Consider the following 21,902-nt stretch of genomic DNA (forward strand, 5'->3'; position numbering starts at 1 on the left):
GGATGGGCGACCGCTGGCACGTCGAGGTCGACCGCTCCCTCTGCATCGGCTCGGCCCAGTGCACCCACCTCGCCCCCACCGCCTTCCACCTCGACTCCGCGATGCAGTCCCACCCGGCGGCCCCCGAAACGGACGCCAACGAGAAGATCCTGGAGGCGGCGGAGGGCTGCCCGGTGGAGGCGATCATGATCACCCTGCTGGAGAGCGGGGAGGCGGTGTTCCCTCCGGAGGAGTGAGCTCGGAGGTGCAGCTGCGGAGGGCGGTGCAGGCTCAACCGATGACGGGCGGGATGTGCGGCCGGTTCCTCGTAGCCCGAGCAGGCCGTGTGGCCTGCTCGGCAGCGGTGGTGGATGGCCGAACGCCAGGGGCCCGCCTGGTTCAGTCCTGGCCCTCCGGCCGGTCCCTGGGGAACCCGGCGCGCTGGGCGCCGCCGACGATCACATCGTGTCCGTGGGCGCCCACGGACTTGCCGAGCGAGGCCGCACGCGCCGATACCAGGACGAACTCATCGTCGGTGAACTCCACTGTGATCATCGGCATACGCGGACGCTACCAGCGATGAAAGGGTGGCACCCTCACCGGTCAATCACCGGTTGACGTGCACGGTTGCCCGCCGAGGCGGTTGCCCGGGTCAGCCCTGCCCGCTCGGGTCCGTCAGGTCGATCAACCTGCACACCGTCTCGATATCGATCTTGACCTGGGCGATCGACGCGCGGCCGGAGAGCCAGGTGATGAGGGCCGAGTGCCAGGTGTGTTCGATGACTCGGACCGCCGAGAGCTGGGCGGGGGTGGGGTCGTCCAGGCCCATCGCGTCGAGGATGATCACTGTGGTCTGGCGGGAGACCTGGTCCACCTCGGGGCTGACGCTGCGGTCGGCGAACGTGAGGGCGCGGACCATCGCGTCGGCGAGATGCGGCTCACGCTGGAGCGCGCGGAAGGCCCGCATCAGGGTCTCCGCGACGCGCTCGGCGGCCGTCTCGCCCGCCGGCGGCTTCTTGCGGAGCGTCCCGTGCATGTGCGCGAGCTGGTCCTGCATCGTCGCGACCAGCAGATGAATCTTGGAGGGGAAATAGCGGTAGAGCGTGCCCAGGGCCACCTGGGACGACTCCGCGACCTCTCGCATCTGCACCGCGTCGAACCCGCCCCGGCTCGCCAGCTGCGCGCTCGCGTGCAGAATGCGCCGCCGCCGCGCCTCCTGGCGCTCGGTGAGCGGCGGGGTGGCGGGCTGCGCGGCCCGTACCGCCGGCCGCGCGGCCTTCGCCGCAGTGTTGGCTTCCGCAGGCATGGGTCCCGTTCCGTGACGTTCGTACAACCGAGGGCTCGATGGGGGCGGGTGGGGCGACAGCAGGGCAGGGTCCCGCCGTGGCGTGAATCACCCGATCCACGGCTCACAGCGGGACTACCGGCCGGTAGATTCAGTGCTCCCTGAACGATCAAGTCTGAAACTTGTTCTAGATTACCGTCCCGAAGTAATCTCGCGGGAACATGCTGGAAGAAGGGGGCCGAGAGTGACCCATGAGGCCATGGAGACCGGCTCCGAGGAGGGGTCGGCCGCCGACGGCGAGCGACCGCTGCGCATCGCTCTCCTCACCTATAAAGGGAACCCGTTCTGCGGCGGCCAGGGCGTCTACGTACGACACCTCTCGCGCGAGCTCGCCCGCCTCGGTCACCAGGTCGAGGTCATCGGTGCCCAGCCCTACCCCGTGCTCGACACCGGAGAGGGCCTCGACGGGCTCTCCCTCACCGAACTGCCCAGCCTCGACCTGTACCGCCACCCGGACCCCTTTCGGAACCCGGGGTTCGGCGAGTACCGCGACTGGATCGACGCCCTCGAAGTCGGCACGATGTGGACCGGCGGCTTCCCCGAGCCGCTGACGTTCTCCCTGCGCGCCCGGCGCCATCTGCGCGCCCGCCGCGGTGACTTCGACGTCGTGCACGACAACCAGACGCTCGGCTACGGGCTGTTGGGCGACATGGGCGCCCCGCTCGTCACCACCATCCACCACCCCATCACCGTCGACCGGCAGTTGGAACTGGACGTGGCGAAGGGCCGGCGGCAACGGCTGTCCGTACGGCGCTGGTACGGCTTCACCCGCATGCAGAAGCGGGTCGCCCCCCGCCTCCCGTCCGTCCTCACCGTCTCCGGCACGTCCCGCCAGGAGATCATCGACCACCTCGGCGTACGCGAGGACCGCATCCACGTCGTCCACATCGGCGCCGACACCGGCCTTTTCTCGCCGGATCCGTCCGTGCCGCGGATCCCGGGGCGGATCGTCACCACGTCCAGCGCGGACGTCCCCCTGAAGGGGCTCGTCTTCCTTGTCGAGGCGCTAGCCAAGGTCCGCACCGAGCACCCCGCCGCCCACCTCGTCGTCGTCGGCAAGCGCGCCGAGGACGGACCGGTCGCCCAAATCATCGAGCGGTACGGCCTCGAAGGCGCCGTCGAGTTCGTGAAGGGCATCTCGGACGCGGAACTCGTCGACCTCGTACGGTCCGCCGAAGTCGCCTGCGTCCCCTCCCTCTACGAGGGGTTCTCACTGCCCGCCGCCGAGGCGATGGCCACCGGCACGCCCCTTGTGGCCACCACCGGCGGCGCGATCCCGGAGGTCACGGGCCCCGACGGCGAGACCTGCCTGGCCGTCCCGCCCGGCGACCCGGGAGCGCTGGCCGTCGGCCTGAGCCGGCTCCTCGGCGACCCGGAGCTGCGCGTACGGCTCGGAGCCGCCGGGCGGCAGCGGGTGCTGGAACGCTTCACCTGGGCCAAGGCCGCCGAGGGAACGGTGGCCCGCTACCGCGAGGCGATCGCCATGAGCCGGTCAGCGGGCGGGGCAGAGGCGTCGGGCCGGTCTGCGGGCGAGTCGGAGGCGCCGGGCCGCTCCCTGGCCGCGGCCCCGGCCGCGGGCCAGTCTCCGGCCGCGGGCCACTCTCCGGCCGCGGGCTACTCTCCGGCCGCGGGCGGCAGGGAGGCGGCAGGCCGGTCTGCGGGCGGCACGGAGGCGCCGGGCCGGCGTGTGGGCGGGGCGGAGGCGTCGGGCCGGTCTGCGGGCGGGCCCCCGGCCGCGGTCCCGGGCCACTCTTCGGGCCCGGCCCATTCCCCGGCCCCAGGCCATTCCCCGGCCCCGAAAGACCTGGGCGACGCCCCGATACCTCCAGTTGACACCCCCCACCGTGAAAGCAGGGCCACGTGCTGACCGTCGACTTCTCCCGGTTCCCGCTCGCCCCGGGGGACCGGGTGCTGGACCTCGGATGCGGGGCCGGCCGACACGCCTTCGAGTGCTACCGGCGCGGCGCCCAGGTCGTCGCGCTGGACCAGAACGCCGAGGAGATCCGCGAGGTCGCCAAGTGGTTCGCCGCGATGAAGGAGGCGGGGGAGGCACCGGAGGGCGCCACCGCCACCGCCATGGAGGGTGACGCGCTCCAACTCCCCTTCCCCGACGAGTCGTTCGACGTCGTGATCATCTCCGAGGTGATGGAGCACATCCCGGACGACAAGGGCGTACTCGCGGAGATGGTCCGCGTCCTCAGGCCGGGCGGGCGGATAGCCATCACGGTCCCGCGCTACGGGCCGGAGAAGGTCTGCTGGGCGCTGTCCGACGCGTACCACGAGGTCGAGGGCGGCCACATCCGCATCTACAAGGCGGACGAACTGCTCGGCAAGATCCGCGAGGCCGGCCTGCGGCCGTACGGCAGCCATCACGCCCACGCCCTGCACAGCCCCTACTGGTGGCTGAAGTGCGCGTTCGGCGTCGACAACGACAAGGCGCTGCCGGTGCGGGCGTACCACAAGCTCCTGGTCTGGGACATCATGAAGAAGCCGCTCGCGACCCGGGTCGCCGAGCAGGCGCTGAACCCGCTGATCGGCAAGAGCTTCGTGGCGTACGCGACGAAACCGCACCTGCCCGCCACCGCGGGCGCGGGCCTGGTCGACACGGCAGCCGACGCCCACGTGGACGCCCCGGCGGATGCCCCGGTGGACGCTTCGTGACGACACCGCGTACCGAACACCTCGTCCTGACCGGGGTGCTCACCGCGGAAGAGGCCGCGCTGACCGTCCGGAGCATCCTGGCCGTGCAGCGCGCCGACGGCGCCATACCGTGGTTCCGCGGTCACCACCTCGACCCGTGGGACCACACCGAGGCCGCCATGGCCCTGGACGCGGCCGGCGAGCACGAGGCCGCCGGGCGGGCGTACGAGTGGCTGGCCCGGCACCAGAACCAGGACGGTTCCTGGTACGCGGCCTACGCCGACGGGGACGCCGACGACGTCACCGACCGCGGCCGTGAGTCCAACTTCTGCGCGTACGTGGCCGTCGGCGTCTGGCACCACTACCTGGCGACCGGCGACGACACCTTCCTGGACCGGATGTGGCCGACCGTGTACGCGGCCGTGGAGTACGTCCTGGAGCTCCAGCAGCCGGGCGGCCAGATCGGCTGGAAGCGCGAGGACGACGGGACGCCGGTCAACGACGCGCTGCTGACCGGGAGTTCGTCCGTCCACCACGCCCTGCGCTGCGCGCTCGCCATCGCCGAGCAGCGTGAAGAGCCGCAGCCCGACTGGGAGTTGGCGGTGGGCACGCTGCGGCACGCGATACGCCGGCACCCGGAGCGGTTCCTCGACAAGGACCGCTACTCGATGGACTGGTACTACCCGGTGCTCGGGGGCGCCCTGACGGGCACCGAGGCGAAGGAACGTATCGAGAAGGACTGGGACCGCTTCGTGGTCCCGGACCTCGGTGTACGGTGCGTCGTCCCCAACCCGTGGATCACGGGCGGCGAGTCCGCCGAACTCGCCCTGGCACTCTGGGTCGTGGGCGAGTCCGACCGGGCCCTGGAGATCCTCCAGTCGATCCAGCATCTGCGGGACACGGAGACCGGCCTGTACTGGACGGGCTACGTCTTCGAGGGCCGGGCGGCGGTCTGGCCCGAGGAGCTGACCGCCTGGACGGCCGGCTCCCTCCTCCTCGCCGTCGCCGCGCTGGGCGGCGACGAGGCGACATGCGCGGTGTTCAGCGGGGAGCGGCTACCGAGGGGCCTGGACGCGGACTGCTGTTCCTAGACCCTGTCGTCAGTGGCCCTGTTGTCGGTGGTCCTGCCGTCAGTGGCGGTGTACGCGGTTGGCGATCGCGTGTCCGATGAAGAGGTACACGACGGCGGCCAGGCCGTAGCCCGCGACAACCCGTGCCCACTGCTCGTCGAACGTGAACAGATCATGGGACCAGCCGGCCAGCCAGCGGGCCGCGTCCTGGATGAACTGGACGAAGTCGTTGCCCCGGTTGGCGTCCAGCAGGTACATCAGGATCCACAGACCGAGAATCAGGGCCATGACGTCGGCTACGACCGCGATGACCCTGCCGGCCGAGTTGCTACTGCTGCGATATCGAGGGGACATGCCCTGCGAGTAGCCCTTGAATCCCGGATGAAACCCGAGCCGGTACCGGCGTCACTCATTAACCCGTACTTCAGCCTCCGTTCGCCGTGACGCGGTCTGGCGGTAAGCGCGGTCACCGACGATCCTGCCTCACGGTAGGGGGAGATGCCTGTGACCGCGAACAGAGCCGAGAGACCCGTCAGATCCGTCGGAAGTGCTGTGGGGGAACCTCGGTTAGCCGTCAGCAGACCCGTGCGCGGCCGCCTGCGCCGAAGACTCGCCCTCGCTCTGCCCGTCCCCGTCATCGGGCTCGTCTCCCTCCTGGCCTCGGGGCATCTGCTGATGCCGCTCGACCAAGTCGTCACGATCGAGGCCAAGATGGCCTCCAAACGGGACTTCTTCGAGGACCCCGAAGTCCAAAGGCTCCTCCTGAAGCACGGCATCCGGGTGCACATCACGCGGATGGGGTCGCGGGAGATCGCCAACCAGGAGGTCGAGGGCTACGACGTCGTCTTCCCCTCCGGGCAGCCCGCCGCGGACCTGATCACCAGGGAGCGCGCGAAGGCCGGGCGCCCGGCCCTCACGTACCGCCCGTTCGTCAGCCCGATCGTGCTGGGCACCTACCGCGCGTACGCGGAGGCCCTGCGAGCCAACGACAAGACCGCGGACCTCCAGCAGGGCCAGGCGGTCGGCGGCGACCCGCTTTACTACACGCTCGACATGCGCGAGTTCCTGAAGCTGACCGAGGACAGCAAGCGCTGGGAAGACATCGGCATCAAGAACCATGGCGCACGCAACGGCAACAAGATCCTCGCCCAGACCTCGGACATCTGCCAGGCGAACTCCGCCGGCACCTATCTCGGTCTCGTCGCGTCCGTGGCGTACGAGAACGACGTCCCGAACGACCTCGAAGAGGCGGAGAAACGGGCTCGCGCGATCAAGCCCTGGCTCATCGAGCAGGGACTCCCGGCCTCCGAAAAGGCGGAGACGTACTTCTCTCCGGACGGGCCGGGCATCTCACCGATCTCCGTCATCTACGAGCACCAGTACCTGGCCCACCAGATCCGCCACCAGGCGGCGGAGGGCAAGCCGGACACCGAACGCGTCCTCCTCTACCCGGACGCCCGCTTCGTCACCGAGCCCCAGCTGGTCGCCCTCACCAAGGACGGCGAACGGCTCGGCGAACTGGTGTCGAAGGACCCCGAACTCCAGCAGCGAGCCGTCGAGTTGGGCTTCCGGCCGCGGGACGCGACCGCCGACTCGACCAGTGACCGGCTGGCGAAGTACCTGGAGGACCGCCACATCCAGGTGCCCGTCACCTCGGCCGACGACACCAAAGCCGTACTGCCCAGACTGTCCCTCCTGGAGCGGATGATCCAGATCATCGGCGACTGCCCGCCGCTCCAGAAGGAACCCGGGTGAGGCGCGGCCGGTGGATTCTGGCACTGTGCCTGGCCCTCACCCTCACCGCCACCGCCTGCTCCGACGGGGACGAGGACAGGACCACGCTACGGGTACTCGCAGGGCCCGACCTCGCCGTACTGGAGCCGCTCCTCGACGAGTTGAGGAGCGAGACGGGCGTCGAACTCGACCTGGACTATCAGGCCGACGCGGACACCGGTGACGCGTTGGCCTCCGGACAGGGCGGCGGACACGACCTCGCCTGGCTCTCCACCGACCGCTACTTCAGGCTGCGCCACAAGGACTCGGCCCGGCGGCAGCTGCGTACCCCGACCATGCTCTCGCCGGTCGTCGTCGGCCTGCGACCGGCTGTCGCGGGTGAACTCCGGGCCAAGTCGCCGGACGGACAGCTCAGTTGGGCCGACATCGCTGACGCCGCCGCCACCGGCACCGTACGCTTCGGGATGGCCGACCCCCGGCAGACGGGCAGCGGTCTGGCCGCGCTCGTCGGCGTCGCGACCGCCGCGGCGGGTACCGGCGGCGCGCTGCGCGAGACCGACGTCTCCTGCGACCGCCTGCGCGGCTTCCGCTCCGGCCAGCGGCTCACCGCGGAATCCACCCGCGAACTGCTCGACGCCTTCGTCGACGACCCCGGCCGGGCCAACGCGCTCATCACGTACGAGTCCGACCTGCTCGCCCTCAACTCCGGCGACCGCCTGAAGGAGAAACTGGAGATCGTGCGCCCCGAGGACGGCATGGTCCTCGCCGACTTCCCGCTGCTGCTCCTCGACCCGGCCCAGCGGACCGCGTACGACAAGGTCGTCGAGTGGCTCCAGCGGGACTCGACCCAGGAGAAGATCATGCGGACGACCCTGCGACGGCCGGTGAGCCCCTCGGTCCGCCGCGCCGGAGAGCTGCGCGCCGCGGTCGGGAACGCCCTCTACTTCCCCGACCAACCGGCCGTCGTCGACCGCCTGTTGGACGACTACGGCGATCCACGGCGACGCCTTCCGGGCCAGGTGGTCTTCCTGCTCGACTTCTCGGGGTCGATGCGCGGCGAGCGTATGGCGGCCCTGCGCGAGGCGTTCGCGGACCTCAGCGGCGCGGACTCCTCGGCGACGGGCAAGTTCGCGCGGTTCTACCAGGGCGAGCGGCTGACCGTCGTACGGTTCGGCGGCCGCGTACTGGAGGAGAAGACCATCACCGTCCGCGGGCCGAAGGAGCTGAGGACGCTCGCCGACGTCGTCGCGCGCGGCGGATTCGGCGACTCCACCGCCGTCTGGTCCGCCCTCGACCACGGCTACCGCACGGCCACCTCGGCGGTCGCCGACGAGCCCGAACAGGCCGTGTCCATCGTGCTGATGACGGACGGTGAGAACAACGCGGGCATCTCGTACGAGGAGTTCGTACGCCGCTACGAGGCGCGGCCGGCCGGGGCCCGTACCGCCGTCCACACCTACCCCGTGCACTTCGGCGAGGCCGACGCCGGTGCACTGCGGCGCGCGGCCGCGAAGACGGGCGGGCACATGGTGGACGCCCGGGGCTCATCCCTTTCCGAGGCGTTCAAGGAGATCCGTGGCTGTCGTTGACGCGCAGTGGTGGGGTCTGTGGTGGCCGTGGATGACGGTGTGGCTGATCACCGCGGCCGGTGCGGTGACGCTCGTCGTCGTGCTGGCGCGGCACGTCCGCGAGCGAGGACGGCGGGCCGCCGGGCGGGGGTCCGCGTACAGCATCTGCTTCTACCTCGACGAGAAGGCGGTGATGGACCTCTACCGGATCGGCAACTACAGCGCGGCACTCGAACAGGCCGTCGAGCACCGGACCAACGTCAACACGAACGTGGGCCTCTGGGGCAAACTGCTGCCCTGGACCATCAAGGCCAACAAGGCCGTCACACAGGAGAAGTTCAGCAGTTACGTCCAGAAGAGCGAGCCGATCTCCGTGATCGGCATGCTGATGGACGCGTTCGAGCGCGCCGACGTCATCGTCCACGCAGACCTGCGCTCCGGGAACGTCACCCCGAACCGCGCCCTCGCCGAGGCCCTCGGCCCGGAGGCCGGGCAGGGCGGCGTCGCGCTGAGCGACATAGAGGAGTTCGTGTCGGTCCGCGGCCGATTCGCCGTGGAGTCGGAGACGTCGGAGGAAATCGTGCTGCGCGCACAGTACGGCGACTCGGAGCAGCCCGCCTACGTCCGAGTCAGCTGCGCCGCCGGAGGCCTGCGCAACGAGAAGATCGACGGAACGTTCCCGGCACGCTGCCTGGGCAAGATGACCGGATGGCGCGTCAACAGCCGGGAGGTCACGCTGGAGGCGATCGCGATCTTCCGGTAGGGCCCCCAGGAGCTCAGGAGTTGAGCTCGGCCAGTACGCGCAGCGTATGCGGATCGGGTGATAGCACCAGCAGATCCGTGACCGGCCCCTTCCGCCACAACTCCAGCCGCTCCGCGATCCGTTCACGCGGGCCGACGAGGGAGATCTCGTCGGCGAAGGCGTCGGGGACGGCGAGTACGGCCTCCTCGCGGCGGCCCGCCAGGAACAGTTCCTGGATGCGGCGGGCCTCCTCCTCGAAGCCCATCCGCGCCATCAGGTCGGCGTGGAAGTTGCGGGCCGCGTGCCCCATGCCGCCGATGTAGAAGCCGAGCATCGCCTTCACCGGGAGCAGCCCTTCGGCGACGTCGTCGCAGACCCTGGCCTGGGCCATGGGCGCGACGAGGAAGCCGTCCGGAGCGGCGTCCAGGGAAGCCTCGTACACATCCGTCCTCATCGGCGACCAGTACAGCGGCAGCCAGCCGTCCGCGATACGGGTCGTCTGCGCGATGTTCTTCGGACCTTCGGCGCCGAGCAGGATGGGCAGTCGGGACCGGAGGGGATGCGTGATCGACTTGAGCGCCTTGCCGATACCGGTCCCGTCCGCACCCCGGTACGGGTGGGAGTGAAAGCGGCCGTCCAGCTCAACCGGGGCCTCGCGCCTGAGGACTTGGCGTACGACATCGACGTACTCCCGGGTCGCGGTGAGCGGCGACTTCGGGAACGGGCGCCCGTACCAGCCCTCGACGACCTGCGGCCCCGACAGTCCGAGGCCGAGCAGCACGCGCCCGCCCGAGAGGTGGTCGAGGGTGAGGGCGTGCATCGCGGTGGTGGTGGGGGAGCGGGCCGCCATCTGGGCAATGGCTGTGCCCAGCTTGATCGTTGAGGTCTGCGCGGCGATCCAGGTGAGGGGTGTGAAGACGTCGGAGCCCCAGGACTCGGCGGTCCACACCGAGTCGTAGCCGAGCCGCTCGGCCTCCTGGGCGAGTGGCACGTGGTCGGCGGAGGGGCCGCGGCCCCAGTAGCCGAGTGCGAGACCGAGCCGCATACAAGCCTCCTGACGTCCCGTCAGATCACCGCCGGATATCCGGGCGACTGGCGACTGTACGGGAACGGCCCCCCACCCGGAAGAGCTCCGGAAGTGAGGGGCCGTGGGAACGGGAACCAGGGGCCGTCAGCCGCGCTGGATACCGCTCGTGTCCTGAAGCACACCGCGGCGGCCGTCCTGCGTCTGCGCCACCAGGCTCGGGCCGCGCTGCTCGACGGCCAGGTACCAGGTGCCCGGCGCCAGTTCGGCGATCGGCGTCGGCGAACCGTCCTCCGCGAACAGCGGACGCGGCACCGGCACGGCGAACCAGAACGGCGAGAAGTCCCCGGCGGGCTGCTGCGCCTGCGGGGCCTGCGCCTGCTGGGGCTGCTGCGGCTGACCGGGCTGCGCGCCGAACGGCTGGCCGGTCTGCCCCGGCATACCCTGCTGCGGCTGACCACCGTACGGCTGCGGCTGACCCGGCTGCTGGGCACCCGGGTAACCGTAACCACCCTGCGGCTGACCGCCGTAGGGCTGGGGGGCGGCGGGCTTGGGGGCCGGGATGAGGGCGGCCTTGAGAGCCGGGACCAGGGGGGTGGCGATGGCGGCACCCGCGAGGACGAGGGTGGCGATGAGGGCGAGGATCAGACCCATGCCGGCGCTGACGCCGCTGTCCGAGGCGCTGGCGTTGTCCGTGCCACCGAGCGGGTCGAAGATGTTCCCGAGCGCGCTCCAGGCGGCGAAGACCGTGAAGGCGACGCCGAACTGACCGAGGTCGAGGCCGACGACCTTGGGGGCTTGCGGCAGGCCGTGCGCCACGATGATGAGCGCGGCGCCGATGATGCCCGCGAGGACGACGCCCATCAGGACCGGCCCGCTCTCCCAGGAGTTCGGGAATTCGGCGCTGTCCGGGGCCCCGTCGACGGAGTAGATGTCGAGGAACGACGCGATCAACAGCAGGACCGCTGCTCCGATCACCACGCCGTCGCCTCGAGTGAGGGAGCGGATATTCACTTCAGGTCGTCCTTCGTCAGTCGTCTCGTCATCGGTGGAGGCATCGCTGTCACCATGTCGCCGTCAGGCCGCGGTGTGAAGCGCGGGGAGTGGCCCCTCATCGTAGGAAGGACACTATCGTCCGCCCCGCACGGGTGTCCGCCCGGATGAACGCGCTGATCACGACTCGTGCAGGAAACTCACAATTCCCTCAGAGATTCCGTTTGCCGCCTTCTGCCGCCAGGCGCCGCTGGTCAGCAGCGCCTCGTCCTTGCTGTCGCGCATGTTGCCGCACTCGATGAACACCTTCGGAACCGTTGACAGATTGAGACCGCCGAGATCCTTCCGGACGTCGAGGCCGGTGCCGTCGCCGATGTAGTTCGAGGGCGCGCTGCCGGTGGCGCGTACGAAACTGCCGGCGATGCGCTCGCCGAGTTCGCGGGACGGGGCGACGATCGGCCGGGTGTCGGCGGCGCCCGCGCGCACCGAGCCGGGCAGGATCACATGGAAGCCGCGGTTGCCGTCCGCCGAACCGTCCGCGTGGACGGAGACCACGGCGTCCGCGTCCGCCTGGTTGCCGATCCGGGCCCGCTCGTCCACGCACGGCCCCCAGGCGCGGTCGCCGTCCTGCGTGAACTTCACCGTGGCGCCCTGCTCTTCGAGCAGCGTGCGTAGCCGCCGGGAGACGTCGAGGGTGAACTGAGCCTCCGTGTAACCGGCGTTGGTGGACGTACCGGTGGTGTCGCACTCCTTGGAGTTCGTCCCGATGTTCACCTTGCGGTTGATCTCGGACGTGTGCTGGAAGTTGCCGGGATTGTGCCCGGGGTCGATGACGACGACCTTGCCTTTGAGGGGGCCGGAGGCGGCGGGCCGAGAGGCCGACGGCGAGGAGGACGTACCGGATTCCTTGCCGTCGCTGCCGCTTCCGTTTCCGCCGCTGCCGTCGCTGCTGTCCTCGGCATCCGTCTTCGGAGCGGTCGGCGACGCGGGGGCGTTCGACAAGGGCGACTGCGCGCCCGCCCGGTCAGACCCGCCCCCACCGGGGTCCCCCGACGCCTGCCACATCAGCCATCCGCCCAGCGCCCCCACCACGAGCGCGGCACCGGCAACGGCCACCGGCCTGCGCAGGGTGCGGCGCGGCGGGCGGGAGGGATCGAAGTCAGGACCTACGTACGACACGCCTGCCACCTTACGGGGAGGCCCCGGGGTCCGCAGGCTCCGCACGCGGCACTCCCGACGATGCCGACGGCCGTACGCGACGAAGGCGGGCCGGAGCACTCCTCCCCGGGTGCTCCGGCCCGCCTTCGTCGTGTACGGCCGCCAGGCCGGACGTCTATGTGTCGGAGATGTCGAGCCTGCTCACCTTGATGGCCGACGTGTCGTGCTCCCAGACGACGAAGAACTTGCCGGGCGCGTACTCGTCGGCCATCGGGTACGTGTCCCAGCCCGCACCCGTACCGGCCGGTGTCGGGTCGTCCGAGGGGCCGTCGGCGAACAGCTTGGCGGCTCCCCAGGCCTGACCGGGGCTCTTGACCTTGTAGTTCAGGACCTTGCGGTAGGCACTGGCGTCGAGGGAGGTGTTGGCGATGGTCAGATACCGGCCGGCGCTGTCCGTGGTGAAGAACACCTTGGAGTCGTAGGAAGGCACGTTGCCGTCCAGGACGAAGTCGGTCCAGGTCTGGCCGCCGTCGGTGCTGGTGGCCGTCACCGCGGAGACCTTCGACACGGCGTAGCTGCTGCGGGCGACCATGACCAGCCTGTTCGGGTCGTCCTGCGAGACCGTGAGCTGCGGTTCGCCGCCGAGGTACTTGTTCGGGTCCGGCACGGCGGGGCGGGCGACCCACTTCTTGAGGTCCGTGGAGTACAGCACCCCGTTCGCCCTGCCCGACGCCCAGTACGGCATGACGTGCGCCCCGTCGGCCAGTTGGAGCGGACGTCCGGCGAAGGCGAGGTTCCCGAGGCCCTCGTCGGCGGTGGTGGCCGGGTCGTCGAGCGGCATGTCGACGGCGTAGTCCTCCCAGGTGTGCCCCTGGTCGGTGCTGCGCTTGACGACGATGTCGTCGATCGGCAGACCGTTGTCGTTGTTTCCGTCGCCGTCGGTCTCGCTGTCGTCCTTGACCGGGGTACGGCCGAGATACGCGAAGAGCTCGTCGCCCACCTGGTAGAGGGTGACGTAGTGCCAGAGGTACTCACTGGTCTCCCGCGCCAGCACCTTCGGGTGGGACCACTTCGCGCCGCCGTCGGTGGTGTACGAGTACCGGATGTACCCCTCGTCGACCCGGCCGGGCAGCGTGCCCTCCCGCCAGGCCACGACCGCGTTGTTCGAGCTGGTGCTGATGATGTCGGGGACGCGGGGGCCGTCGCCCTCGGTCTCCTGGTTCGTGTAGACCGTCCGCACGTCGGAGACCCCCGCGGCGGACGCGCTGTCGGGAGAGACGAGGAGGGCCGCGAGCAGGGCCGCGACGAGGGTGAGGAACGTCGTCAGGTAGAACGGCTTCGGCGCTCGCGAGGGCCCGTGTCCCGTTACCAGAGCCATTGCTGGTCCCTCCCCGAGCAGGTCCACTGCATGGCCTCGGTCCCGTTGGTCGTGGTGCTGTTGGGGATGGCCAGGCAGAGGGAGCTGTTGTCGTTCCGCAGCCGGTCGGTCCCGTCGTGGGCCCAGACCTGGTCGGTGTTGTCGCCGCACGGCCACTGGATGGCCTTGGCGCCCCCGGCCGTGCTCGAACCCCCGATGGCGAGGCACTTGCCGGTCGCCTGGTTGCGCACCCGGTAGCCGTTCGGCACGGGTTCGAGCGTCCAGTACTGGCTCGCGCTGGTGCTGCAGGTCCACTGGATCAGCACGACCCCGTTGTCCGGGTCGGCGTTGGGGACGGCGAGGCACTTTCCGGTGCCTTGGTTGTAGAGCCTGGCGTAGACGGGGGCCTCGGCCGTCACCGCGCTCTCGGCCGCCGACGCCGTGCCGGTCAGCGAGGAACCGGCCAGTACGGGCGTGGCCGCCAGGGCGGCAACCGTCATCGCGACGGAGGTTCTTCGCACTCCTGAGAGTCCGGGTATTCGGAGTGTTCTACCCATCAAGGGCCTTCTCTTCCGCGTTTCGACGCATTGGCAACGGTGGGCGAACGCCGCCTCGCCAGCATGTGGGACGACTCCTGAGGCTGTCGTTGACGGTGAGTCCACAGTTGCTTGACCTTGCGTCTACTCCCGTTACTCCCGTTACTCCCGTTACTCCCGTTACTCCCGTACGGACAGCGCCTGGTGCCGGTACTCCATGGGTGAGAGGCCGTAGGCGGTACGGAAAACGCGGGTGAAGGCCGAGCCGGGCGGGAGGCCCCAGCGTGCGGCGATGGTGTGGACGGGCGTGGCGCGCAACGCGGGATCGGCCAGATCGCGGCAGGCGCCCTCCAGCCGCCGGGCGCGGATCCAGGCCGCGACGGTTTCGCCCCGGCCCTGTTCCTGGAAGAGCCGGTGCAGGTAGCTGAGGGAGATGTGGTGCGCGGCGGCGATCACGGGCGGTGTCAGTTCCGGATCGTGCAGGTTCTGCCGGATGAACGCCCGTATGTGCGCGGTCATGGTCCGATGGCGGGTCTCCGGCGACAGGGCGTCCTCCGCGTCGAGCACCTGGGCGAACCAGGCCGCCAGGAGATCGATCAGAACCGACCCCAGCCGCGGTGCGTCGGACGGCCGGAGGGAGTCGGCCTGCTGGTCGAGGCCGGTGAGGAACCCCGTCAGCAGCGCGCCCGTTCCCTCCTGCCCCGACAGCCGTCTGCCCAGCAGCGCCCGAATCCGGTCGGGGGACAGGGGCAGCAGCGCCTTGGGGAAGTCCACGGCCACACCCGTGATCACGCGGCGGTCCCCGTCGTTCGGCGGTCGCACTTCGTACGGCTCCGAGGTGTCGGTCACCCACAGGTCGCGTGGGCCGTACACATCGGTCCGCCCGATGTGATCGAGCCCCAGCCCGCCGCCGAGCACCAGCGACAGGTGGTACATCTCGGGGTCGGACTGCCGCACCAGTTTCTCGGTCCGCCGGAACCGCGACGGCAGCACCGACACCGGCCACACCATCACAGGGCCCAACTCCATCAAGCGCTGTTCCGCCCAGAAGTCGGCGGCGTGGGCACTGGTGATGTGGCTCGGTGCGATCGCCCGGTGGACCAGCTCACTCCAGTAGTCGAACCTGTTCTCGACAGGTACGTCGTCGCTTCGGAAAACCGTCCCGATCATCCCGCCCCGCTTCTCCCCGACCACGGACGCGCCGCCGTCGAATTCCGCCCGTGCGGAGAGTACTTCAATCATCAAACGGTGGGTTCGGGCGCCGTGGGCGGCCGTCTCGGCCGGGACATCGCGGCCACGGGCGACAGGAGACGGGCGATCCCGACTCCGATCGTGGCTGCCGTCAGATCCCTGCCCCCGTCCGCCGCAGCACGCGCAGCGAATCCGTCACCGAGATCTCCGTGAAGGCGCCCGACTCCAGCGCCCGGAGATACACGCGGTACGGGGCCTGCCCCGTGAGCTCGTCCACCGGGTCGGGGAAGACGTCGTGGATGAGCAGGAGGCCGCCCTCGGCGACGTGCGGCGCCCAGCCCTCGTAGTCGCCGGTCGCGTGTTCGTCGGTGTGGCCGCCGTCGATGAAGACGAGGCCGAGGGGGGAGGTCCAGAACGCGGCCACCTGGGGCGAGCGGCCGACGATCGCGACCACGTGGTCCTCCAGGCCCGCCCGGTGGAGAGTACGGCGGAAGGTGGGGAGGGTGTCCATGCGGCCGAGTTCGGGGTCGACCGTCGTCGGGTCGTGGTACTCCCAGCCCGGCTGCTGCTCCTCGCTGCCGCGGTGGTGGTCGACCGTGATCGCCGTCACCCCGGCCTCGCGTGCCGCGTCGGCGAGCAGGATCGTCGAGCGGCCGCAGTACGTGCCGACCTCCAGGATCGGCAGCCCCAGCCGGCCGGCCTCGGCGGCGGCCTCGTACAGCGCGAGCCCTTCGCCCACGGGCATGAACCCCTTGGCCGCCTGGAACGCGGCGAGGATCTCCGGCTTGGGTGCCGCGGGCATGGGGTCCTCCAGCTGGTACGGGGGCTGTGGATGTACTCGTGCGGGGTCGTGCGGGGCTGTACGTGTCTGTGGGCGCCCCATGCTGCCGCAGACCCCCGCCGCGTGGGCGACGGGGGTCTGCGGATCACTCGAAGCGAGCCCGAGGGTCAGGCGGGAACCCCGGCGTTCTCGGCCGGCAGCGCGAGGTCCACATCCACCGGACGGTCGTCGCCCGCGTGCGTCGCCGACGAGGCGAGCGGTCCGTGGCCGGTGGCCTTGGCGGCCAGGACGTACGCGCCCCGGGCGGGCACGGCGAGCGCGTAGCTGCCGTCCGCCGCGGAGAGTGTCGCGCCCGCCTGGCGGCCGCGCGGGTCGATCAGCGTGACCTTCGCGCGGGAGACCGGCCCGCCCTCGGCGTCGACGACCCGGCCGCGGAAGCCGCCGAGCACCTCGTACGCCCGCTCCAGCGCCGCGTCCTCCTCGCTGTTGGCCCGCAGCTGCGGCGCGGTCGCCCGGCGCTGCCGCGGCAGGAACAGCGCGAAGACCAGGCCGACCGCGACCGCGCCCGCGGCGATCATGAAGGAGACGCGGAAGCCGTGCATGGTGGGTATCGCGACGCCGTTCACGTTGTTCGCCGTGTTCGCAAGGACCATGCCGATGACGGCGCTGGACACGGACGTACCGATCGAGCGCATCAGCGTGTTGAGGCCGTTGGCCGCGCCCGTCTCGGACGCGGGGACGGCGCCGACGATCAGCGCGGGGAGCGAGGAGTACGCGAGGCCGATGCCCGCGCCCAGGACGACCGCGATGACGACGGTCTGCCAGGCGGCGCTCATCAGGCCGAGGCCTGCGCCGTAGCCGATCGCGATGATCAGCATGCCGAGGATGAGGGTGACCTTCGGGCCGTACTTCGCCGAGATCCGGGCGTACACCGGCGCCGTGAACATCATCGTCAGGCCGAGGGGGGCCACGCACAGTCCCGCGACGACCATGGACTGGCCGAGGCCGTAACCGGTCGAGGTGGGCAGCTGGAGCAGCTGGGGCAGGACGAGTGAGACGGCGTAGAAGGCGACGCCGACCATGATCGAGGCGAGGTTGGTGAAGAGCACGGCGGGCCGGGCCGTGGTGCGCAGGTCGACCAGCGGAGCCTTCACCCGCAGCTCCATCACGCCCCACAGGAAGAGGACGACCGCCGCCGCGCCGAACAGGCCGAGCGTCGTGCCGGACGTCCAGCCCCAGTCACTGCCCTTGGTGATCGGCAGGAGGAAGAGGACGAGTCCTGCGGACAGACCGAGCGCGCCCCAGACGTCGAAGGTGCCCTCGGCGCGCATCGGGGACTCCGGTACGAAGAGGAGGGTGAGCAGGATCGAGAGGACGCCGAGGCCGGCGGAGCCGAAGAAGAGGGCGTGCCAGTCGGCGTGCTGCGCCACGAGCGCGGCGAGCGGCAGCGCGAGGCCGCCGCCGACGCCGATCGAGGAGCTCATCAGGGCCATCGCCGAGGGGAGCTTCTCGCGCGGCAGTCCGTCGCGCATCAGGCCGATGCCGAGGGGGATGGCGCCCATCGCGAAGCCCTGCAGGGCGCGGCCGACGATCATCACGAGCAGGTCACTGGTGAAACCGGCGATCAGCGAGCCCACGACCATCACGGCCAGGCTCGTGATCAGCATCCGCCGCTTGCCGAAGAGGTCACCGAGGCGCCCCATGATCGGCGTCGACACGGCGCCCGCGAGCAGGGTCGAGGTCATCACCCAGGTGGCGTTGCCGGGCGAGGTGCTCAGCAGCTCCGGCAGGTCCTTGATGACCGGCACGAGCAGGGTCTGCATCACCGCGACAACGATGCCCGCGAAGGCCAGTACCGGCACGATTCCGCTGCCGCTCGGCCTTCGCGTGCGCGGGTCCGTCGCTGTCCGGGTCATTACGTGCGGCCTCCAGAGGTGGGAGCGGGGTATGTGCATGGTGAACCCCGTGTGCCGAGGCAACTATTCCGTTGCTTCGAGCCCCTAACGAATTCTTGACCTCTTCATTACGTACGGGTCCGCATTCCCCTCGCATCTGACCTACCGTCAGATTGGAACGTGTTCTAGTCTGTCGCCGCATGGGGATCGGGATCACGCGGGAACAGCGGGACCTGGCCGAGGCCGTGCGCGGCTGGATCGCCCGGACGGTGCCACCTGAAGAGGTGCGCAAACTCCTCGACGCGCCGGGCGGCCAGGGCGGCAGACCCGCGTACTGGGACGCGCTCGCCGCGCAGGGGTTCCTGGGCGGGCACCTTCCGGAGGCGTACGGCGGCGGGGGCGGGACCTTCCTCGATCTCGCCGTCGTCCTGGAGGAGGCCGCGCGGGCGGCACTGCCGGGGCCGTACGCCGCGAACGCCCTCGCCTCTCTGGTGCTCGCGGAAGCGGGTGTGAGTGCGGGTGCGGGCGAGCTGGTCAGGGCGCTGGCCGGTGGGGAGCGGATCGGGGCGGTGGCCTTCGGGCCGGGGACCGGCACGCTGACCGCTGTCGCCGGAGCGGACGGCGTGGACGGTGCGGGCGACGCGGGCGGGTACGTGCTCGACGGAACGGCGCCGCCCGTTCTGTCCGGGGGCGACGCGGACCTGCTGATCCTGGAGGCATCCCTGGCGGACGGCCGGTCGCTGTGGGTGGCCGTGGATGCCGCGCACCTGTCCGTGCGCGTGCACGAGAGCGCCGACCCGACACGGGCCACGGCGGAGGTGGTGGCCACGGGGGTCCGCGTCCCGCCCGACCGGGTCCTCGACCTCGGCGACAACGGCTCCGGTCTCGTACGGGATCTCGCCGCCGCCGTGTTCGCCGCCGACGCGTGCGGGACCGCCGCCTGGGCGCTGGAGACGGCTGTCGCGTACGCGAAGGTACGGGAGCAGTTCGGGCGGCCGATCGGTCACTTCCAGGGGATCAAGCATCTGTGCGCCGACATGCTGGTGCGCGTCGAGCAGGCCCGGGCACTGGCGTGGGACGCGGCTCGCGCGGTCCAGGAGCCCGACGGAGTACGGGAGCCCGACGAAGGACGGGAGTTCGGGGTACGGGAGTTGGTGACCGCGCTGGCCGCCGGGGTCGCGCTCGACGCGGCCTTCTCGTGCGCCAAGGATTGCATTCAGGTGCTGGGCGGCATCGGGTTCACCTGGGAGCACGACGCGCACCTCTTCCTGCGACGGGCCCTGGTGGCCCGGCAGTTGCTCGGCGGCGGACATCTCCTACGGGCACTCGGTCCGGCGGAGAACGGGGCGAGGCGCGAGCTTCGTACGGAGCTTCCGGCGGAGGAGGCCTCGCGCTACCGGGGGTATCGGGTGGCGGCCCGCTCGGTCATAGCGCGGATAGCCGGGCGAGGGCTCGAACCAGCCGCCGTACGACGCGAGTTGGCGCCCACCGGATACGCCGCGCCGCATCTGCCACCGCCCTACGGACTCGGTGCCGGGCCCGTCCAGCAGCTCGCCGTGCAGGAGGAGCTGGCCGCCGCCGGAGTGCGGGTCGGTGAACTGGGGATCGCCACCTGGGTCGTACCGTCGCTCATCGCGTACGGCACCCGGGAACAGCAGGAGCGCTATCTGCTGCCGACGCTGCGTGGGGACGTGCTGTGGTGCCAGCTGTTCTCGGAGCCCGGGGCCGGGTCCGACCTGGCCTCGCTGCGGACGCGTGCCGAGCGGGCGACGGACGGGACCTGGCATGTCAACGGGCAGAAGGTGTGGACGAGTTCGGCCCGGTGGGCGGACTACGGGATCCTGCTCGCCCGGACGAACCCGGACGCTCCCAAGCACAAGGGGCTCACCTACTTCGTCGTCGACATGAAGAACACCGACGGCATCGAGATCCGGCCGCTGACCGAGATCACCGGCGAATCGCTGTTCAACGAGGTCTACTTCGACGACGTGGTGCTGCCTGCCGACGCCGTGGTCGGTTCCGTGGACGACGGCTGGCGGGTCGCCCGCAACACCCTCGGCAACGAACGCGTCCACATGGCCGACCAGTTGACCTTCGGCACCGGCCTGGAGGCACTCGTCGACCGGGCACGGACCGGCGGCCTCGACGACGCCGTACGGACCCGCATCGGGGCCCTGCTCGCGGAGGCGCACGCGCTGGGCTGCATCGGCCTGCGGACGACCATGCGGCAGGTCTCGGGTGCGGACCCGGGCGCCGGAGCCTCCGTACGCAAGCTCGTACAGACCGCCCACCAGCAGAAGGTCGCCGAGCTGGCACTCGAACTCCTCGGCCCCGACGGCGCGTTGCGCGAGGGCGCCGGAGAGCGGGCCGTACACGAATTCCTGCTCTCCCGGTGTCTGACCATCGCCGGCGGGACGACGCAGGTGCAGCTGAACGTGGTCGCCGAGCGCATCCTCGGCCTGCCCAGGGACTGAGGGACTGAGGGACTTACGGACTGAGAGGGAGCGGATGAAGGCGTACGTCGTCGGGGTCGGCATGACGAAGTTCGAGAAGCCCGAGACCCGGGAGTGGCAGTACTGGGACATGGTGAAGGAGGCGGGCACCAACGCCCTTGAGGACGCCGGGATTTCGTACGCCGACGTCGAGCAGGTACCGGTCGGCTACTGCTTCCAGGCATCCACCGCCGGGCAGCGGGCCGCGTACGAACTGGGCCTGACCGGTGTGCCCGTCTACAACGTCAACAACAACTGCGCGACCGGATCGACCGCGTTGATGCTGGCGCGGCAGTTCGTCGAGGGCGGGATCTCGGACTGCGTACTGGCACTCGGCTTCGAGAAGATGAAGCGGGGATCGCTGGGCGGAGGGGCCGACGGAGGCGACTTCGCGACCTCGCCCGTCGCCCGGCACTACGGTGTCATGGCCGCCCGGCACGGCTTCGAGATGACCCCGCCCACCGCACAGATCTTCGGCGGCGCGGCACGCGAGCACATGGAGCGGTACGGCACCACGGAGGCGCAGTTGGCCGCCGTCGGCGCCAAGAACCACCGCCACTCGGCGAACAGTCCGTACGCCCAGTTCCAGGACGTGTGGACGGTCGACGAGATCCTCGCCTCGAAGACGATCCACCGGCCGCTGACCAGACTCCAGTGCTCGCCCACCTCCGACGGGGCGGCCTCCGCCGTCGTCGTGTCCGAGCGGTTCGTGGAGCGGCACGGGCTGGGGGAGCGGGCCGTGGAGATCGTTGCGCAGGCGATGACCACGGACACGGAGGAGTCGTTCGCGTCCGGGTCGTGTATCGACGTCGTCGGGCAGCCGATGTCCCGGGCCGCCGCCCGGCAGGTGTACGAGAAGGCCGGGCTCGGGATCGAGGACGTCGACGTGGTCGAACTGCACGACTGCTTCTCCGTCAACGAACTGCTCACGTACGAGGCGCTCGGCATGTGCGAGCCGGGGGAGTCCGGGAAGCTCGTGGAGTCGGGGGCGACGACGTACGGCGGTCGGTGGGTGGTGAACCCCTCCGGAGGGCTGATCTCGAAGGGGCATCCCCTGGGGGCCACCGGGATCGCGCAGGTGGCCGAGCTGGTGTGGCAGCTGCGGGACGAGGCCGGGGCACGGCAGGTGGCACGCGCACGTGTCGGGCTCGCGCACAACATCGGTCTCGGCGGCGCGGCGGTGGTGACGCTGTTCAGGCGGGCGTGACGCTCCGCGGGAAGGGCGGTACTGGTGCTGCGGGCCGGGGTGGGCTGGTCGCGACTGATGCTGCGGGTCGGTGGGGGCTGGTCGCGCAGTTCCTCGCGCCCCTAAAGGGGCGCGGCACCGCAACGGAGGTCCGCGGTGGTCCTAGGTCTTGTGGTGGATCGTCCGTCCAGCGAAATCCCGATGTACGGGG

Annotated in this window: 20 protein-coding genes; 9 read left to right on the forward strand and 11 right to left on the reverse strand. The window is 70.6% G+C overall.

Translation table 11 applies throughout. From position 1 onward, the window contains the following. Positions 1-2 precede the first annotated feature (2 nt). A complete protein-coding gene (locus tag AB0I18_RS01430) occupies positions 3-236 on the forward strand; it encodes a ferredoxin (protein ID WP_363103279.1) in 234 nt (77 codons plus the stop codon). Positions 237-378: 142 nt separating this feature from the next. On the opposite strand, the gene AB0I18_RS01435 is transcribed toward AB0I18_RS01430, so the two are convergent. Together AB0I18_RS01435 and AB0I18_RS01440 are read right to left on the reverse strand one after the other, a co-directional pair. Continuing rightward, positions 379-540: a hypothetical protein gene (locus AB0I18_RS01435; protein ID WP_363103280.1), complete on the reverse strand. Its 162-nt coding sequence runs from the start codon at positions 538-540 to the stop codon at positions 379-381. 91 nt (positions 541-631) lie between these two features. Next, the gene (locus AB0I18_RS01440; RefSeq protein ID WP_363103281.1) at positions 632-1,285 is read right to left on the reverse strand and encodes a TetR family transcriptional regulator; all 654 of its coding nucleotides are present in this window, start codon (positions 1,283-1,285) and stop codon (positions 632-634) included. A gap of 238 nt (positions 1,286-1,523) precedes the next feature. On the opposite strand from AB0I18_RS01440, the gene AB0I18_RS01445 reads away from it, so the two are divergent. The 3 genes from AB0I18_RS01445 to AB0I18_RS01455 are packed head-to-tail and all read left to right on the forward strand — an operon-like array spanning position 1,524 to position 5,055. Beyond that, complete coding sequence (locus AB0I18_RS01445) at positions 1,524-3,191, forward strand: glycosyltransferase (protein WP_363103378.1); 1,668 nt, start codon at positions 1,524-1,526, stop codon at positions 3,189-3,191. Beyond that, the gene (locus AB0I18_RS01450) at positions 3,185-3,985 is read left to right on the forward strand and encodes a class I SAM-dependent methyltransferase (protein WP_363103282.1); all 801 of its coding nucleotides are present in this window, start codon (positions 3,185-3,187) and stop codon (positions 3,983-3,985) included. The genes AB0I18_RS01445 and AB0I18_RS01450 overlap by 7 nt, the downstream gene beginning before the upstream one ends. Continuing rightward, positions 3,982-5,055 (forward strand): prenyltransferase, encoded by a 1,074-nt coding sequence (locus AB0I18_RS01455; protein ID WP_363103283.1) that lies wholly within the window; start codon positions 3,982-3,984, stop codon positions 5,053-5,055. Before AB0I18_RS01450 ends, AB0I18_RS01455 begins: the two co-directional genes overlap by 4 nt. A gap of 39 nt (positions 5,056-5,094) precedes the next feature. On the opposite strand, the gene AB0I18_RS01460 is transcribed toward AB0I18_RS01455, so the two are convergent. Next, entirely contained in the window at positions 5,095-5,388 is a 294-nt protein-coding gene (locus AB0I18_RS01460) for a hypothetical protein (protein WP_363103284.1), read from the reverse strand. A 231-nt stretch (positions 5,389-5,619) separates the two neighbouring features. On the opposite strand from AB0I18_RS01460, the gene AB0I18_RS01465 reads away from it, so the two are divergent. Genes AB0I18_RS01465 through AB0I18_RS01475 form a run of 3 tightly spaced genes read left to right on the forward strand, consistent with a single transcriptional unit; the run spans position 5,620 to position 9,099 of the window. Continuing rightward, positions 5,620-6,789 carry a hypothetical protein gene (locus AB0I18_RS01465; protein ID WP_363103285.1) on the forward strand — a complete coding sequence of 390 codons (1,170 nt, stop codon included), beginning with the start codon at positions 5,620-5,622 and terminating at the stop codon, positions 6,787-6,789. Next, positions 6,786-8,357: a VWA domain-containing protein gene (locus AB0I18_RS01470; protein WP_363103286.1), complete on the forward strand. Its 1,572-nt coding sequence runs from the start codon at positions 6,786-6,788 to the stop codon at positions 8,355-8,357. Before AB0I18_RS01465 ends, AB0I18_RS01470 begins: the two co-directional genes overlap by 4 nt. Continuing rightward, positions 8,344-9,099, forward strand: coding sequence for a hypothetical protein (locus AB0I18_RS01475; protein WP_363103287.1), 756 nt, complete (start codon positions 8,344-8,346; stop codon positions 9,097-9,099). The genes AB0I18_RS01470 and AB0I18_RS01475 overlap by 14 nt, the downstream gene beginning before the upstream one ends. A gap of 13 nt (positions 9,100-9,112) precedes the next feature. Here AB0I18_RS01475 and AB0I18_RS01480 read toward each other — a convergent pair whose 3' ends face one another. From AB0I18_RS01480 to AB0I18_RS01515, 8 genes are all read right to left on the reverse strand, one after another. Beyond that, complete coding sequence (locus AB0I18_RS01480) at positions 9,113-10,123, reverse strand: LLM class F420-dependent oxidoreductase (protein ID WP_363103288.1); 1,011 nt, start codon at positions 10,121-10,123, stop codon at positions 9,113-9,115. Positions 10,124-10,249: 126 nt separating this feature from the next. Then, the gene (locus AB0I18_RS01485; protein WP_363103289.1) at positions 10,250-11,116 is read right to left on the reverse strand and encodes a hypothetical protein; all 867 of its coding nucleotides are present in this window, start codon (positions 11,114-11,116) and stop codon (positions 10,250-10,252) included. A gap of 159 nt (positions 11,117-11,275) precedes the next feature. Further along, positions 11,276-12,274, reverse strand: coding sequence for an N-acetylmuramoyl-L-alanine amidase (locus AB0I18_RS01490; RefSeq protein WP_363103290.1), 999 nt, complete (start codon positions 12,272-12,274; stop codon positions 11,276-11,278). A gap of 154 nt (positions 12,275-12,428) precedes the next feature. After that, the gene (locus AB0I18_RS01495) at positions 12,429-13,631 is read right to left on the reverse strand and encodes a sialidase family protein (protein WP_363103291.1); all 1,203 of its coding nucleotides are present in this window, start codon (positions 13,629-13,631) and stop codon (positions 12,429-12,431) included. Next, the gene (locus tag AB0I18_RS01500) at positions 13,619-14,110 is read right to left on the reverse strand and encodes an RICIN domain-containing protein (protein ID WP_363103292.1); all 492 of its coding nucleotides are present in this window, start codon (positions 14,108-14,110) and stop codon (positions 13,619-13,621) included. Before AB0I18_RS01500 ends, AB0I18_RS01495 begins: the two co-directional genes overlap by 13 nt. Before the next feature lie 216 nt (positions 14,111-14,326). Further along, positions 14,327-15,316, reverse strand: a complete 990-nt coding sequence (locus AB0I18_RS01505) for an AraC family transcriptional regulator (RefSeq protein WP_363103379.1) — start codon at positions 15,314-15,316, stop codon at positions 14,327-14,329. 172 nt (positions 15,317-15,488) lie between these two features. Next, positions 15,489-16,139 (reverse strand): class I SAM-dependent methyltransferase, encoded by a 651-nt coding sequence (locus AB0I18_RS01510; RefSeq protein ID WP_363103293.1) that lies wholly within the window; start codon positions 16,137-16,139, stop codon positions 15,489-15,491. 146 nt (positions 16,140-16,285) lie between these two features. Further along, the gene (locus tag AB0I18_RS01515) at positions 16,286-18,034 is read right to left on the reverse strand and encodes an MFS transporter (RefSeq protein WP_363103294.1); all 1,749 of its coding nucleotides are present in this window, start codon (positions 18,032-18,034) and stop codon (positions 16,286-16,288) included. A 179-nt stretch (positions 18,035-18,213) separates the two neighbouring features. Here AB0I18_RS01515 and AB0I18_RS01520 point away from each other — a divergent pair, with 179 nt between their 5' ends. Continuing rightward, positions 18,214-20,487 (forward strand): acyl-CoA dehydrogenase, encoded by a 2,274-nt coding sequence (locus AB0I18_RS01520; RefSeq protein ID WP_363103295.1) that lies wholly within the window; start codon positions 18,214-18,216, stop codon positions 20,485-20,487. A 34-nt stretch (positions 20,488-20,521) separates the two neighbouring features. Continuing rightward, complete coding sequence (locus tag AB0I18_RS01525) at positions 20,522-21,712, forward strand: lipid-transfer protein (RefSeq protein WP_363103296.1); 1,191 nt, start codon at positions 20,522-20,524, stop codon at positions 21,710-21,712. The last annotated feature ends 190 nt before the right edge of the window (positions 21,713-21,902 follow it).

It is taken from the genome of Streptomyces sp. NPDC050704 (assembly GCF_040654355.1).
In the GTDB taxonomy this organism is placed as follows: domain Bacteria; phylum Actinomycetota; class Actinomycetes; order Streptomycetales; family Streptomycetaceae; genus Streptomyces.

Bases quoted from the DNA above. Each gene is read 5' to 3' on its own strand.
- AB0I18_RS01430 (WP_363103279.1), top strand. From the start codon at position 3: ATGGGCGACCGCTGGCACGTCGAGGTCGACCGCTCCCTCTGCATCGGC.
- AB0I18_RS01435 (WP_363103280.1), bottom strand. From the start codon at position 540: ATGCCGATGATCACAGTGGAGTTCACCGACGATGAGTTCGTCCTGGTA.
- AB0I18_RS01440 (WP_363103281.1), bottom strand. From the start codon at position 1,285: ATGCCTGCGGAAGCCAACACTGCGGCGAAGGCCGCGCGGCCGGCGGTA.
- AB0I18_RS01445 (WP_363103378.1), top strand. From the start codon at position 1,524: ATGGAGACCGGCTCCGAGGAGGGGTCGGCCGCCGACGGCGAGCGACCG.
- AB0I18_RS01460 (WP_363103284.1), bottom strand. From the start codon at position 5,388: ATGTCCCCTCGATATCGCAGCAGTAGCAACTCGGCCGGCAGGGTCATC.
- AB0I18_RS01480 (WP_363103288.1), bottom strand. From the start codon at position 10,123: ATGCGGCTCGGTCTCGCACTCGGCTACTGGGGCCGCGGCCCCTCCGCC.
- AB0I18_RS01495 (WP_363103291.1), bottom strand. From the start codon at position 13,631: ATGGCTCTGGTAACGGGACACGGGCCCTCGCGAGCGCCGAAGCCGTTC.
- AB0I18_RS01500 (WP_363103292.1), bottom strand. From the start codon at position 14,110: ATGACGGTTGCCGCCCTGGCGGCCACGCCCGTACTGGCCGGTTCCTCG.
- AB0I18_RS01505 (WP_363103379.1), bottom strand. From the start codon at position 15,316: ATGATCGGGACGGTTTTCCGAAGCGACGACGTACCTGTCGAGAACAGG.
- AB0I18_RS01510 (WP_363103293.1), bottom strand. From the start codon at position 16,139: ATGCCCGCGGCACCCAAGCCGGAGATCCTCGCCGCGTTCCAGGCGGCC.
- AB0I18_RS01515 (WP_363103294.1), bottom strand. From the start codon at position 18,034: ATGACCCGGACAGCGACGGACCCGCGCACGCGAAGGCCGAGCGGCAGC.
- AB0I18_RS01520 (WP_363103295.1), top strand. From the start codon at position 18,214: ATGGGGATCGGGATCACGCGGGAACAGCGGGACCTGGCCGAGGCCGTG.
- AB0I18_RS01525 (WP_363103296.1), top strand. From the start codon at position 20,522: ATGAAGGCGTACGTCGTCGGGGTCGGCATGACGAAGTTCGAGAAGCCC.